The sequence below is a fragment of the Vibrio caribbeanicus ATCC BAA-2122 genome (assembly GCF_000165125.1).
GTDB classification, from domain to species: Bacteria; Pseudomonadota; Gammaproteobacteria; order Enterobacterales; family Vibrionaceae; genus Vibrio; species Vibrio caribbeanicus.
Window position 1 is genome coordinate 20,645 of sequence record NZ_AEIU01000096.1, and the last position, 14,841, is coordinate 35,485.

General features: G+C 40.3%; 13 protein-coding genes. All 13 read left to right on the forward strand.

All coding sequences use genetic code 11. The features are described from left to right. Positions 1-81: 81 nt before the first annotated feature. The gene (locus RH40_RS15825; RefSeq protein WP_009602652.1) at positions 82-1,425 is read left to right on the forward strand and encodes a type VI secretion system protein TssA; all 1,344 of its coding nucleotides are present in this window, start codon (positions 82-84) and stop codon (positions 1,423-1,425) included. 30 nt (positions 1,426-1,455) lie between these two features. Next, a complete protein-coding gene (locus RH40_RS15830; protein ID WP_009602655.1) occupies positions 1,456-1,977 on the forward strand; it encodes an Hcp family type VI secretion system effector in 522 nt (173 codons plus the stop codon). 21 nt (positions 1,978-1,998) lie between these two features. Continuing rightward, a complete protein-coding gene (gene tssB / locus RH40_RS15835; RefSeq protein WP_009602656.1) occupies positions 1,999-2,502 on the forward strand; it encodes a type VI secretion system contractile sheath small subunit in 504 nt (167 codons plus the stop codon). Further along, the gene (gene tssC / locus RH40_RS15840; RefSeq protein ID WP_009602657.1) at positions 2,502-3,980 is read left to right on the forward strand and encodes a type VI secretion system contractile sheath large subunit; all 1,479 of its coding nucleotides are present in this window, start codon (positions 2,502-2,504) and stop codon (positions 3,978-3,980) included. Before tssB ends, tssC begins: the two co-directional genes overlap by 1 nt. Before the next feature lie 60 nt (positions 3,981-4,040). Beyond that, complete coding sequence (locus RH40_RS15845; RefSeq protein ID WP_009602658.1) at positions 4,041-5,438, forward strand: type VI secretion system contractile sheath domain-containing protein; 1,398 nt, start codon at positions 4,041-4,043, stop codon at positions 5,436-5,438. Beyond that, positions 5,435-5,860 carry a GPW/gp25 family protein gene (locus tag RH40_RS15850; RefSeq protein ID WP_009602659.1) on the forward strand — a complete coding sequence of 142 codons (426 nt, stop codon included), beginning with the start codon at positions 5,435-5,437 and terminating at the stop codon, positions 5,858-5,860. The genes RH40_RS15845 and RH40_RS15850 overlap by 4 nt, the downstream gene beginning before the upstream one ends. Next, on the forward strand, positions 5,853-7,607 hold the full coding sequence (tssF, locus tag RH40_RS15855; protein WP_009602660.1) for a type VI secretion system baseplate subunit TssF: 1,755 nt from the start codon (positions 5,853-5,855) through the stop codon (positions 7,605-7,607). The genes RH40_RS15850 and tssF overlap by 8 nt, the downstream gene beginning before the upstream one ends. A 9-nt stretch (positions 7,608-7,616) precedes the next feature. Beyond that, positions 7,617-8,546: a type VI secretion system baseplate subunit TssG gene (locus RH40_RS15860; RefSeq protein ID WP_009602661.1), complete on the forward strand. Its 930-nt coding sequence runs from the start codon at positions 7,617-7,619 to the stop codon at positions 8,544-8,546. 54 nt (positions 8,547-8,600) lie between these two features. After that, complete coding sequence (gene tssH, locus RH40_RS15865; RefSeq protein WP_009602662.1) at positions 8,601-11,210, forward strand: type VI secretion system ATPase TssH; 2,610 nt, start codon at positions 8,601-8,603, stop codon at positions 11,208-11,210. A 138-nt stretch (positions 11,211-11,348) separates the two neighbouring features. Next, entirely contained in the window at positions 11,349-12,062 is a 714-nt protein-coding gene (locus RH40_RS15870; RefSeq protein WP_009602663.1) for a transporter substrate-binding domain-containing protein, read from the forward strand. 3 nt (positions 12,063-12,065) lie between these two features. Beyond that, the gene (locus RH40_RS15875; RefSeq protein ID WP_009602664.1) at positions 12,066-13,010 is read left to right on the forward strand and encodes an FHA domain-containing protein; all 945 of its coding nucleotides are present in this window, start codon (positions 12,066-12,068) and stop codon (positions 13,008-13,010) included. Further along, positions 13,007-13,489, forward strand: a complete 483-nt coding sequence (tssJ, locus tag RH40_RS15880) for a type VI secretion system lipoprotein TssJ (RefSeq protein WP_009602665.1) — start codon at positions 13,007-13,009, stop codon at positions 13,487-13,489. The genes RH40_RS15875 and tssJ overlap by 4 nt, the downstream gene beginning before the upstream one ends. 19 nt (positions 13,490-13,508) lie before the next feature. Then, positions 13,509-14,840, forward strand: a complete 1,332-nt coding sequence (gene tssK, locus RH40_RS15885) for a type VI secretion system baseplate subunit TssK (protein WP_009602666.1) — start codon at positions 13,509-13,511, stop codon at positions 14,838-14,840. Position 14,841: the final 1 nt, after the last annotated feature.

Below are 14,841 nucleotides of genomic sequence, written 5' to 3' on the forward strand. Positions count from 1 at the left end.
GACTAATCGGCTTTATTCCTGCAACTTAATTTATATAGCTAACAATAAGTTAGATGCATAGTTCAATCATACGGAATGCACATGGTAAATATCACTCAGTTAATGACTCCCATTACAGACGAGTCACCTTCAGGTACATATCTTAAGTTAGACAAGGCTACTTACCGTGCGCTTCGTAACTCCTACAATGCAGCACAATCATCGTTTAGACAATTAATCGAAACACCAGATGCGTCCAGTGATCAAGAGCTTTTGGCGATAAATGATAATGCTTGGGCTATGTTGCAAGACCTCACTCAAGAAGCTCTTTCAAACAAAACAAAAGATTTAGAAATTCTGGGGTGGTTTATATCAAGTCAGTTTTTTACCCCAGCCCCCTATAAAAACCTTGCTGACGCAATAACAGTACTTAAAGGCTTTATTGAAGACTTTTGGCAAGACCTACACCCCACCCTTCCTGACAATAAAATTCATAGTCAAGAGGCATCATCGAAACTACAAGAGGTCATTCAATTTCGTCTTCGTCCACTTGTACAGTTGGTAGGCGAAAGTAATAACTCAACGGCTTTTTTCATGCCTTTACAAATTACGAGTCTTATTGGGGAAATTAGCTTAGGGGACTACTTGCGTGCTGAGCGACATGGAAGCATAGAAGAACTTAAGCAGAGAGCAACTCAAGAATTTAATCAGGTAACCCAAGACAATCTACTCAACCTTGCAAAAGTCTTCACAGGTCTGAATGACGTAGAACGCTTGTTAAGCTCTAAGTCAAAGGACTGTGGAATACCGTCAATTAACTTTAGATTTATTAAAGACAATGTAAGTAAATCTATAAACGCGATACGTAGCCTTACAGGACAATTATTCGGCACTTGGCCTCTGGATGATGACTTTCAAATCAAGGATATTAAAGATAATCCTACCGTAGTCCTAAATGACATGAGCTCTCCGAGTCCAGAGATCCCAGATCCGAGCACAAGTATTGGCAGAGAAGTTACTTCAGTACCAACACAAATTAATACCCAAACACAGCTACAAAACCGTGACCAAGCATTTCAGCAGTTGAGACATATTGCCGATTTTTTCCGCGATACAGAACCACATAGCCCGGTATCATTTTTATTGGAAAGGGCTATCCGCTGGGGGTATATGAGCCTTCCTGAACTAATACAGGAAATGACAGCAGGCAACTCAACCGTCATCCAACAAATTAATCAGCTCACTGGCATGGATAATTTAGAGCAACGCCCATTGTCAGGAGCACCAATAGTAGAAACGAGTTCGACCTCAACTCACGAGGCAGTCACGCCGCAAGCTCTTTCTGAGCAATCTGATCAACTTAGTCAGGATTCCTCACAAAACACAACTAAACCACAAGCGAGCAACACCGAGTCACCATCAAGTATTAATGACTTTGAGTGGTAATCGCATTTTTATTTATTAAAGGAGAACAACATGGCTTCAATATTCATGAGAATCGAAGGTACTAACCCTAAAGGCGCAGCAACTGTAGAGAAAATTGGTGGTAAAGATGGTTTTTTTGCCATTGATTCTGTCACCTGGAACGCTGTGCGTGGAGTTGGTATCGATGTTGGTAATGCGAATAATGCCGACCAGGGCATGGTTGCATTGGGTGAAGTTAACATAACCCGCGGTTGTGATGGCGCTACTCCGCATCTAACCACCTTCCTATATGCGCCAGGCAGTGAAGGGAAAACTATCGAAGTTGTCATGACCAAACCTAACCGCGAAGGTTCAGGTGCTGATCCTTATCTGATTCTCACAATGAAAGCGGCTCGTATGTCAAGCTACAACATGGCTGCCACAAACGGTTCACTTCCAAACGAATCATTCAGCCTAACTTATACCGAGATTTCTAAAGCTTACTATATGGAAGCTGAAGGTGGAAAAATCGAGAAAGGCCCAGAAGTAGGCTTTGATGCGACTACAGCAAAAGTAACCTCAACAGCAAAATAAGCTAGGTGAAGGAGAAATATAGTGGCACTAAACTCCCAGCATAAACGTGTAAGTAAAAACCGAGTAAGTGTAACTTATGACGTGGAAACAAATGGCGCCGTAGAAACCAAAGAACTACCCTTTGTAGTTGGTGTAATTGGTGATTATTCGGGTCATAGACAAGACAAGCAAGAAGTGGATGAGCGCACTTTTTATAATGTAGATAAAGATAATTTTGATACCGTTATGAAGAGAATTGGCCCTGAACTCAGCTTAAAAGTAGACAATGTGCTTGCGAATGACGACAGTCAATTTGAAGCCAATCTAACTTTTAACTCAATGAAAGATTTCGAACCTGAATCTATTGTTGCGCAGGTTGAGCCACTAAAGAAACTCGTTGAAACACGTAACCAACTCAAAGTGCTGCTTTCTAAAGCAGATCGCTCTCGCGATTTAGAAAAGCTGCTAAAAGAAGTTCTTCAAAGTGCAGATACAATCAACGCGCTATCAGATGAACTCGGTTTAGTAAAAGAAGGAGCTGAGTAATGAGCACAGAAACCGAAGTTCAGGGTCAAACAGAGACCACAGAAAGTACTCTTAGTTTCTTAGACCGTGCGATAGAAGCAACAACTCAAACTCCTGCTGATACAACGAAAGAGCTATTTTCTGTACTTACCGAACAGGCTCTTTCTGGTACGGTAACCTGGGATAAAAACCTGACCAAAACCATTGAAAATGCCATTTCCGAGATTGACAATAAGTTGTCTAAACAGCTTTCTGAAGTCATGCAGCAACAAGACTTTCAAAAGCTTGAAGGCTCTTGGCGTGGGCTACAAAAACTGGTTAAAGAAAGTGAGCTTGGCCGAGATCTAAAAATCAGGATGGTAGACTTCAGCCAAGAAGAACTTCTTGAACAATTTGAAGATGCTCCAGCTATTGATAGAAGCCCTCTTTTCAATGCTGTTTATCAAGGTGAATATGGTACAGCAGGTGGTGAGCCATACGGCACGTTTATCGGTGACTATGAGTTCAGTGCAAAAGATGAGGATGTTGCTCTCCTTAGGTATATGGGAGAGGTATCTGCTGCATGTCACGCTCCATTTATTGCGGCTGCGAATGCAGAAATGTTTGAATTCAACGATTTCAAAACATTCGAAGAAGGCAAGCCAGTGGCTGCTGGTTTTGATTCACCTGCATACGCGGCTTGGAATTCGTTTAGAGAAAGTGACGATGCCCGCTATGTAACTTTAACGTTACCGCGCTCTATGGCACGCCTACCCTACGGTGCAAAAGGTTTAAGCACGAATCTATTTAATTTTGAGGAGTTAAATACAGACAGTGAAGGTAACCCTAAACCAGAAAGTAACGATCAATTAGTCTGGTCTAATGCCGCTTATGATTTAGGTCTTAAGATGACTCAGGCGTATACAGCATCTGGTTGGTGCACCTCCATACGTGGTTTGGACAATGGTGGTAAGGTTGAAAACCTACCAAATCTTACTTACAAAACTGAAGCAGGTGATTTGGTTCAACAGTGTCCGACTGAGGTCAATTTGACCGACGAACGTGAAAAGGAATTGAGTGACTTAGGCTTTTTACCAATCGTGCACTATAAAAACTCAAACTATGGTGTATTCATCGGTGGCCAAACCACGCAGAAACCCAAAACGTATACTGACCCAGACGCAACATCTAATGCGGCAATTTCCGCCCGTCTGCCTTATATCATGGCAAGTGGTCGAATAGCACATTATTTGAAAGTCATGGGACGCGATAAATTAGGATCAAACCTCGAAGCACCTGACATCCAGAGAGAATTACAGCTTTGGATTGATCAATACACTAATGCTGGTGCAATCGGAAATGAACAAAGAGCAAGGACGCCATTGGCGGAGTCTCGTATTGAAGTTGTAGAACAACCTGGCCGACCAGGCTCTTACTCTGCAGTTGCTCACCTCAGACCATGGCTTCAACTCGAAGAGTTGACCACATCGGTTCGAATGGTAGCAAAAATACCAGGCTAACTTACCATAATTACAGGTCGGATAACTCCGACCTGTCTATGCTCTACAGTGATATTAATTATGAACATCTACAATAACTTAGATTGGCAAAATAGATTTACCTCGGTAGATAACAAAGACAGTGATTTTTTAAGAGAATCACTGTCTTTGTTATGTGAAGTCATGCCAGAACTACTAGATAACCCCAATAGGCTTAAATGTGAATTGACGAGGCTAATGAGTCAAATTGACAAGCAGATTTCTCTCCAGCTTGACCTCATTATTCATCACTCAGATTTTGAATTGCTCCATTCTAATTGGCTCGGTTTAGAGGGTTTAATACAACTGCCAATCAATAAACAACGCACAAAATTGAAGTTGCTTAACATGAACTGGCAAGAAGTATCTTCCGACCTCAATCTGGCCTATTCAACTAAAGCAAGCACATTGTATAACAAAGTCGGCAACAAAGAGCTCAATACCCTTGGTGGAGAACCCTTCGGCTGCCTCCTATTTACGCATAAGATTTCGTTAGATATGGGCATTGAAAGTGACTTCGATGATCTTTTTACCCTAGAGCTTTTGGCAGATTTTGGAAAGCATACTCTATGCCCTGTTCTGCTATCACCCGATGACGGATTTTTTCTCTATAACAAGGCAGATTGGTTATCAGACGTCGAGCGTATAGAAAAAATAATGAGAGGCGATGATTATCTATCATGGCAGACTCTACGTCAGAATCCCTCATCCAAGTTTATTGGAATGGTCATGCCATCTGTAAAAATGCGTTCGGCCTATAAGAATGCGAAAGTTGGCTTTTTATACAACGAGTCTGGTGGAGGCTTGTGGGGCAATGCCGCTTTCGCTTTTACTTCAACCATAATGCGTGAACACCATAGAATAAACTGGTTTGGTTTTTTGAAATCTCGTTGGAACGACAAAGCACAAGGTGCAATAGTCAATGTTGAAAATCATCCCAGCCAATATCTCTCAAGCCCAGAGACGAATGTGGTTCTATTTGGGCAGTTATCAAATTTCTACGCGCAGAGTGGATTTATACCACTAACAAAAAGTGTATTGAGCGATAGATTTTATTTCAACGGAAATTACTCTATCTGGTCTGGAGAAAACATTGATAATGATAGAGTTATCGCACAGCTACAGACTACATTAATGTGTTGTCGGATTGCCCATTACCTAAAAGTTCAAGTCAGAGAAATTCTTGGTTCCTTTACATCTGCGAAGGAGTGTGAGCGCTTCTTGACTACTTGGATTGAAAAATTTTCAAGTAATGTTTCTCAAGCGAATGAGGAAACCCTGTCTAAATATCCATTGAGCTTCGCAAATATAAGCGTAAGGCAATCTGAGCATGATCTGGATGTTTTGTCGTGCACTCTCAGAATAACCCCTCAATATCAATACGATCACCTAAATAGTGAAATAGTACTTACGACCGAACTGGAGGACAGAAAAGCATGAGCTTTTGGAAAGCTTTCGTCCAACCTCACGAGATAAAGGCCTCAAACGAAAATATTGAAGATATTAAATACAACCTAACAAAACTTTTGGAATCAGAAGCATCGTTAGCCAGTATTGATGCACGTTTTAGTGAATTGCAGCGTTCTAATTTTCGCTTTGGTATTGAAGACATGCATTTATTGAGCTCTAACTTAGATCATGCTCAGCTTTCAGTGAGACTAGAGAGTTATATCAAACGATTTGAACCAAGACTGAAGAATGTTCTCGTTGAGCTTGGGGACCGAAAAGAAGGAGAAAACTCAATAAACTTTCAAGTCATGGCCAATATCAATACACCTCAAGGAGAAACGGAGTTGATCTTCGACTCGAAAATCTCTTTGAATTACCTTAATGCCTCGATGGCGGAAGACAATTATGAGTAATGACCCCCTTTTAAGGTATTATGAGCAAGAATTAACTCTAGTCAGAAGAGCTTTGGGGCAGTTTGAACAGCAGCATCCAGGTTATGCTGAGCGACTCAATATAAACCAAGGCAAAATTGAAGACCCAAATCTTGCTCGCCTACTGGATGGCGTTGCGCTGCTCAACGCCAATGTTGAAAAAAAGCTGGCCGAACAACTTCCCCAAGTCATTGAAGGTTTGCTTTCAATTTTGTACCCGAGTTACACACAAGTAGTTCCGAGTGTCGCCTATCTAAAATTAGATGACGACGTCATTCCAAGTGAGAGCTATACCTTACCAAAAGGTTCACAGTTCAGCGCAGAATCACAGGGGCAAGATTGTACTTTTACTACGGTCAGTGAACTTAAAACAACACCTTTTACACTAATTGACACTGCTGCAACGAGTGCTCCGTTTAAATTTAACCGTCCAGTAGGCACAGAAAGTACAACAGCTGTTATTCAGATTACTCTTTCCACCATGGATCAAGACGTTAACTTTGCATCCTTATGGTTAGACGACCTCGATTTTTTTGTTCAGGGCTTCGAAAATAATGCCGACTCATTAGTGGAAATCCTACTCGCTGAAACCCAATCCATTTCAATTTCGGATACTAAATTCGAGCAACACGAAGTCATAGAAGCAGACCAGTTAACAAGCCGAATTAGTGACAATAGCTTTCAGTTTTTACCACAACGAGGGAACCAATTTAATGGTTTCCAGTTAATAAGTGAATTTTTCTATTTTAAAGAAAAACGCCAATTTTTTAGACTAAAAGGCTTTGGTGATGCGGCAAAGAACTTTGATACTGATACGATCGTATTGAATCTGTTTATGCACTCTCTGCCAACAGAGTTTATGCGTTTATTTGATAATCACGTTTTTAAATTAAATATCGTACCTGCAATAAATATGTTTGACCATCTAGGTGAACCAGTTTCCTACGATCAAAGAAGCCTAAGTGTCCCTATAAATGCAGACTCAAGCACTGAAAGCTGCCTAGAAATTGTCGAAGTGTCAGAAGTATTTGAAATAACATCATCGGGTGAAAAGTTACTCACACCATTATATAAAGATAGCTACCGCTCTAACCCTAATAATGACCACTGGCAGTCGGTTCGTGGCAACGACAATAGCTTCCAACTTTTTATATGCTTAAAAAATAGCAACGAAATTGAATTTAATAAACTTTACGGGACGCGATTGAAATGCACAAATGGAAAGAGAGCATGTTCTGTAAATGGAAAGTTTGAATGTATCGAGAATATAGACTTACCAGGTGAATTCCATCCTATTTATCCGCCTAGTGCACCTATTGAAAGAGAAAGAGATCAACATTTACATTGGCAATTTATCGAATTATTGAATTCTAATTTTATATCGATACTACATGCGGATAATCCAGAAGAAGAACTCAAAAGGATGCTTAGGCTTTGTTCGAGAGAGCAAGTGAATACTGATGAAATTCTCTCCATCCGCTCGGTAAATATACGTTCACAAGTTTCAGCACTTCGTATTCTAGGTAAAAATGTATTTTCCCCCGGGACTGAAATAGAAATCACACTCGATACAGCCAAAGGATTTCTTGTATTTGGTGATGTATTAAATCGCTTCTTTCAACAGTTTTGTAGTTTTGACAGATATATACAGTTATCAATCAAAGTTTATGGGAAAGACGGCTACGTTAAACGCTACCCAAAACTACACGGAAGCCAGAAAGCACTGTGAGACAAAGATATGAGAATTATAAACGATTTAAGTAAAAACGCTCACAAATATGACTTTCCTCAAGCAATGCGTTTACTAGGTCATTTTACAAAGAATTACGTTACCAAGACTAAGTTAGTACTCAAAGCTGAAGCTATGCCAACAGGTGACGTCAGTGAAATACAGTATTTTTCATTCAAGAGCAATAAGATAAAAATACGCTTAGCCAAACAAGCCTTGTCTGGTGTAAAAGGAGTCATTCCGTATTACATATACGAAGAACTACTTTCTGCACTCCACCGCGATGAACATGCCTTAAAAGACTTTTTAGATGTATTCAACCAGCGTTACTTTGAAATGGTAGCGCAGTTAGAAATGATGGGCTCACTTACCGTTCAAAAAGAGTTACAACCTTATAAAACAGAGTTACTCAATAACATCGCAGCTTTGGGAAGGACAAAAGATAAATTTTTTCAATACTCATTATTGCTCGGACAAAAAAGTCGTAATCTAGTTTGTTTAGAGCAGATACTAAATGACTATTTTCCATTTAATATTGAAGTCGCCACAAAAACAGAGGAAAGAAGAAAACTTCCTATCGACTCTCTAACTCAAATCGGTACAAGTCGCTCATACAACAATTGCATAGGTCAAGGCTTTCTTCTTGGCAAAACTTGTTTGACTCATTTCAATCATATAACGGTATCAATAATGCCATCCAGTGAAGTTGAACTTTCAATTATTCAAAATGACGCTAATTTAGCTAACAGCATGAAAGAGCTAATAAACCATTACTTGAGAGACAACACTCCCGTCTCAATTTATCTTAAAGTCAAACGATCTTATTTATCTCGCCCGATGCTTTCAACACATTCATTTAAAGCAGCAAAGCTTGGAGAAGTGGATTGCCTGGCCCCGGAGAGAAAACCGGAAAAATTGGTCAATATTCTTCTTAAATAACGACATCCATTTTCTGAATCACAAAATAGATACACTTTAAATAAAGGAATCACCATGACCCAAGTAACGTTAACAAACTTAGTCGCTAAACTATCTCCTGAATTAAGGCAGGCTCTCGAAGTGTCTGCCGGAGCGGCTATGAATCAGGGTGTTCCCTCAATAGAAATAGAGCATTGGCTCCTCCAATTAATCTCCTCTGGTGAACACCATCTAATGAACTTAATGGCGGTACAAAAACTACACCAAGACCAATGGGTTCGGGAGCTATCGAATAAAATAAGTCGGCTTGCGAAAGGAAGTGAAGGACAGCCCACCCTAAGCCATGATTTAACAGAAATGGTCAAGGATGCCTGGATGATCGCATCGGTAAACTATGGCCACAATGAAGTCATAAGCTTACACCTAATACATGCATTAATTCAAAAGAATATAATCGGTTTACAGACACCTCCACTTGAAAGCCTTCAAGCAGTCTCGCTCGAGTCTCTACAGGGCCTCATACAGAAGGCAAATATCACATCAAGTGTGTCTAATAATATTACAAGCAGTGCTGAGAGCACAATGAATGCCAATGGTGCACTCAGCAAGTTCACTATAAATCTCACCCAGCAAGCAAAAGATGGAAAAATAGATCCCATTTCAGGGCGTAACCCTGAGGTAAGGAAAGCTATCGATATCCTATGCAGAAAGCGACAAAACAACCCCATATTAGTTGGTGAACCTGGTGTCGGAAAAACAGCGGTGGTTGAGGGTCTAGCTTTAAGAATTGCGGCTGAAGAAGTTCCGGGTGCCCTGCAAGGAGTACAGATACATTCCCTTGATCTCGGTTTGCTTCAAGCAGGAGCAAGTGTCAAAGGTGAATTCGAAAATCGCTTAAAAGATGTCATTAATGAGGTAAAAAATAGCGAGATTCCGATTATTGTTTTCATTGATGAGGCTCATACTCTTATTGGTGCTGGTGGCACTGCAGGACAAAACGACGCTGCGAACCTTTTAAAACCAGCATTAGCAAGAGGAGAATTCAAGACCATTGCAGCAACAACTTGGGCTGAATATAAAAAGTATTTCGAAAAAGATCCTGCCTTAACAAGACGCTTTCAAGTTGTCTCTATCGATGAGCCAAGTGCTGAAGATGCAAAACAAATGCTAAGAGGAATTGCCCCATCTTTACAAAAACATCATGGTGCTTTTATTGCAGAATCAGCTATCGAAGCCTCTGTTGACCTATCCATTCGTTATTTACCTAGCCGTCAGCTACCTGATAAGGCAATAAGCCTCTTGGATACCGCGAGTGCTAGGATTGCATTAACTCAAGGCGCAAAGCCAGAAGTAATTGAAGCACTCGAACAAACTATCCGATATCAAAAAAATGAAAGGCTTGCCCTCGAAAAAGAAGATGCACTTTTCGGGGCAAGAGCAGGAGAAATAGAGCAGCTGAATTCAGAAATAGCCGATAATGAAACTAGCCTAAAAAATCTTATGGAGCGCTGGGAACAAGAAGTGCACCTCGTTAATAAGGTAAAGAGCCTCCAAGATGAAATCAGTTCTAATTTAGGTCAAGACACAAACCTTTCGCCAAAGCAACAAGAGCTTAATGACACGCTTGAATATTTGAAAGATCTTCAAGGTGAATTACCCTTGGTGAATGCTATGGTCGATAATAATGCTATTGCTCAAGTTATTGCAAGCTGGACAGGTATTCCTGTTGGAAATATGATGAGTGATGAAATAGCAAAGCTGCTTGGTTTAGAAGATGAATTAAATAAACGAGTTATCGGGCAAGATGTAGCTAAAAAGGAACTCGCAAAAGCAATACGAATATCGAGAGCGGGACTGACAGATAGCAGAAAACCCATTGGCGTATTTTTAATGTGCGGCCCAAGTGGTGTCGGTAAGACGGAAACAGCGATGGCGCTAGCAGAAAGATTATATGGCGGCCACAATGACCTGACTGTTATCAATATGACCGAGTTTAAAGAGGAACATAAAATCTCCATGCTACTCGGTTCTCCAGCGGGCTATGTTGGCTTCGGTGAAGGTGGAGTTCTTACTGAAGCTATACGACGAAACCCCTACTCTGTTCTTTTACTTGATGAAATGGAAAAAGCACACCCTGGTGTACACGACCTATTTTATCAAATCTTCGATAAGGGACACATTAAGGACAGTGAGGGAAGAACCATTGATTTCAAAAATACCATCATAATTATGACCTCAAATGCCGCAGATCAAGCAATTTGTGACGTTTGCGATAAAAGTAAGACTCGTCCTGACAATGAAAGTCTTTTGGAACAAATACGCCCAGAACTTCAGCACTACTTCAAGCCCGCATTTCTGGGAAGAACCACGATCGTTCCCTATTACCCTCTAGATGATAGTGAACTATCCAAAATTACTGAAATCGCCCTAAATAGAATAAAGAAAAAGCTAGCAGAACAATATCAAGCAAGCTTTATTTGGGATGAAAGTTTTATTGACTTTATCGTGAGTAAAAATACCGATCCAACTACAGGAGGTCGTGCGGTAGAGCAAATAATAAATCGTTCACTAATGCCAAAATTAGCCGAAGAATGTATAGCAAGACTCAGTAAGCAAGAGCCCATTACTCAGGTCGAGGTGAAACGGGGTAATAGCGTGTTAGGATTTGAATTGACTATTAATTGATTAGTTTAAATTAATTTCACAACTATTAATTAGGGTCTTTCGACCCTAATTAGTATGATAAATATAAATAAGCCTTTGGTATTTGGGTTACATATCCTCTACCCCACAAATTTATATTTTATTATTTGGAGAACAAAAATGGTCAGAGTGATATCGCTCATTACTGTCTGCCTCATTAACTTTATATTTTCAGCAACAGCATACTCAGAAGTAAAAATTGGCCCACCGAGACTTTTATTGACCACGCAAGATTGGGGGCCCTACCAAACATTTGAAGCGGGAGAGATGGGAGGAGCTGCATTGGACAAAGTAAAATGCGTGCTTAACAAAATGCGGCAACCTTATCAGTTAACAATGACAAGCTGGTCTGAAGCACAGTTGCGTGTTCATACAGGAGGACAGCACGGTTTTTTTATGGCAACTCAAACAAAAGAAAGGGACACTTATGCAACACTATCATCCCCAATATCTGAGCAAAAACTAACTTGGTATTTTGGTCCTGGAGTTGAACCGAACGTCAATGAACTATCTAAACTGAACCTTATGTTTTCAGCAAAATTTGGGTCGAGTAAATGGTTTTGGCTTAAACGAAACGGTTACAACGTAGTCAAGCAACCCAGAGATGCAAAAGTCCTGCTGAGGCTTTTAAAACAAAGAGAAATTGATATCGCTCTCGAAGACCAAGCCGTCTTTGAGCAAGAATTAAAACAAGCGGGCCTTCCCACTGATTTTTTCCAAAATAAGCTTTTAAGAATAGAACCGATGGGCGTCTATTTCTCCAATCGATTTTTGAAAAAATACACGGGGTTTTTAAATAAATTTAACGCCAACATCGCAAATTGTGAGGGATAACAAGTGACCATCAGTATACACCTGATTTCTGTACCTGACGAAGAAGTTATAAATTCAAGGGTGGCGTATTTGCCGGAAAATGGCGGTTCAATTGGTAGAGCGACCTCATGTGACATTCGTCTGCCAGATCAGAGCAAACGTATTTCGCGCATACATGGAGAATTTAAACGTACTGAGAGTGGCTATTCTTTTGTCAACAAAGGCAAGAATACGCCTCAGTTGAATGGAAAATCCATGAGCCGAAATAAAGAGTACCCTCTAAATGATGGTGACATTATCAATTTAGAAAAATACTCCATGCTTGTTTCTACTTTGGTTTCCAATAACGGGAATAATAACTCCAAACCATTAGATTCAAACCCTGAAACAGACATCAAGTTTAATCTAGTTGAAGATGAAACTGACTTTTTAGAGTTAGACGAAATGCCTATTGAAAGAAAAAATAGTGCGAGTTTTTCTCATAAAAATATACTAAGTGATGATCCCTTTGCCTCTGATCCATTTGGAGATTTGGATGATAAAGATATCACTCCTCATATCGAGATTGATGATCTAAAACATGCCTCTAGGCTTGAAGCCCAAAGAGCGACGGAATACCTGCCCGCTGGAAGTAACTTAAACAATGAACATTTAGAAAAATCGCTAGAAAAACTTCTCAATCTGACTGAAAAACAACAAGCTTTGCAGAATCTGATACTAGACCATGATTCTCTCTTCGATGCTCTAGAGGTAACTGTAGAACAATTTCTTCAGCAATTTTCACCACTTGAACTTGAAGATCAATTTAAGGAATACCTCTCTGGGGGGCTGTTTGCAAGTAAAGACAAACGCTATTGGCGAATTTATAAAAAACACTTTCAACATCGTCAAGGTAATGGTGATTTTCATAGGCAATTTAAAGCACTATTTTTAGAGAACATGCGCAAGCAGAGAGAGAATAATCAATGAAAATTGGGTTACTAATTTTGGCATTATTATTGGGTGGATGCTCATCTGGTCCAAAACCCGTTACGTCCCCCTTTAGCCTAACTATAAAGGCTGATAAGACAATTAATCCCTCCGCATCAAACACAGCGAATCCGGTTATTGTCAGAATGTATCAATTGACTGATATCCAGACCTTTGAGCAGACACCCTTTATCGATTTATATGAGAAAGACTCACAGGTTTTAGGGGCAAACCTGATTTCAAAACAGGTTTTACCAGTGATTGTGCCTAATTCAGACATTAGTAAAGTAATTGAAATTAACAAATCCGCACAATATGTGGCCGTTCTGGTTGAGTTCGTCAATTTCAAAGGCAGTGAGACAAAATCTTATAGCGCTGTACCAATCGACGAAGAGCAATTTTTGCGCCTTCGTATCTCACAATCAAAGGTCTCACTTGAGACAGTCACTCCAGAAACTAGCTGGTGGAACATCTTTTAGCTTTATATAGGAATCTTACGTGGACGCGTTTAAAAAAGTAGTATGGCAAGAAGGCATGTTTATTGCGCCTCAGCACTTTCAACAACAGGACAGATTCGTGCAAGACTATGTTCGACAGAATGTAGAAATGCTCGCGGGCTTTTCCCCATTTTATGGTGTTACTGAGCTTACCATTAACCATGAATTATTAAAAATAGGCAAGTTATCAATAACGAGTAGTTCAGGTGCATTTCCTGATGGAACCCAATTTGAAATTAAGCATGAAATAGCAAGGGACATTCCACAGGGTAGTGTTGAAACGCGAGTTTTTCTTGCACTCCCTATCTCATTACAGGGGAATAATGATTACAGTCAAGAACAAACTGAGCAAAGCCGATACCTGACAAGGTCAATAAATGTTTTCGATACGTCTACATCAGAAAATGCCAGTGTAGAGATAGATATTGCACATTTAAATGTCTCACTCAAATTTGAAGGTGAAGACGCTTCTGGTTTTACCCTGATTCCCGTGGCCAAAGTTCTTGAGTGTAGTGATTCTGGTGAGATTATCTTAGACAGATCATTTATTCCCGCCTGTTTGCATTATGGTGCCTCACAACTCCTAGCAGAGAGGCTGAGAGAAGTTCACGCTCTCACGGCAAACCGTGCCACTACACTCCTACAAAGAATTCAGGTTGGACAAGGTCAAAAAAGCCCGCAGTCAATGCTACAAGACTATCTATGGCTACAGACTCTCAATAGCTGGCTACCATGGTTTGACCTAGCAATCGCAAACCCTAAACTTCAAACAACCGATATATACGCGCAACTCAGACGATTTGAAGCTCAGATTATGGCGCTGACGCCTGCTGTCCCTGAACAGTGTCAACCGCTAAAGCACGATCAACTTTATGAAACGTTTAACCCTTTATTTTCCTCTTTGCGCAATATGCTGACACTTGTGCAACAAGACTCGGTTATCGAGTTTAACTGGGACAAATCTCTTTTTGAAAAACGTCGATTACTTCGCACCTTAATTCGGGACACTTCAGGCTTGGCATCGAGACGATTCATCTTATCGGTCAAATCTAACATTAGTAGCAACGAGCTAAATGAACTATTTCCTATTGCAGCAAAACTCAGTAACAACACGAGAATAGTTGAAATTGTCAAAAATAGCCTGTCCGGTATTAAGCTTTCTCCGCTTCCCGTAGCACCTAGTGAATTGAGACCGATGCAAGGCGTCGCTTATTTTGAAATCGATACGTCGGATAGAATGTGGATTGAGATGCTAGAAAAGAGAGATGCAATTGCTCTTCACGTAGACTCTCGCGTCAGAGACATTGATATCATTTTGTATGCTCTGAGGTAAG

Coding starts and splice junctions, on each gene's coding strand:
- RH40_RS15860 (WP_009602661.1), top strand. CDS start 7,617: ATGAGAATTATAAACGATTTAAGTAAAAACGCTCACAAATATGACTTT.
- tssC (WP_009602657.1), top strand. CDS start 2,502: ATGAGCACAGAAACCGAAGTTCAGGGTCAAACAGAGACCACAGAAAGT.
- RH40_RS15870 (WP_009602663.1), top strand. CDS start 11,349: ATGGTCAGAGTGATATCGCTCATTACTGTCTGCCTCATTAACTTTATA.
- RH40_RS15850 (WP_009602659.1), top strand. CDS start 5,435: ATGAGCTTTTGGAAAGCTTTCGTCCAACCTCACGAGATAAAGGCCTCA.
- tssF (WP_009602660.1), top strand. CDS start 5,853: ATGAGTAATGACCCCCTTTTAAGGTATTATGAGCAAGAATTAACTCTA.
- RH40_RS15825 (WP_009602652.1), top strand. CDS start 82: ATGGTAAATATCACTCAGTTAATGACTCCCATTACAGACGAGTCACCT.
- tssH (WP_009602662.1), top strand. CDS start 8,601: ATGACCCAAGTAACGTTAACAAACTTAGTCGCTAAACTATCTCCTGAA.
- RH40_RS15845 (WP_009602658.1), top strand. CDS start 4,041: ATGAACATCTACAATAACTTAGATTGGCAAAATAGATTTACCTCGGTA.
- tssJ (WP_009602665.1), top strand. CDS start 13,007: ATGAAAATTGGGTTACTAATTTTGGCATTATTATTGGGTGGATGCTCA.
- RH40_RS15830 (WP_009602655.1), top strand. CDS start 1,456: ATGGCTTCAATATTCATGAGAATCGAAGGTACTAACCCTAAAGGCGCA.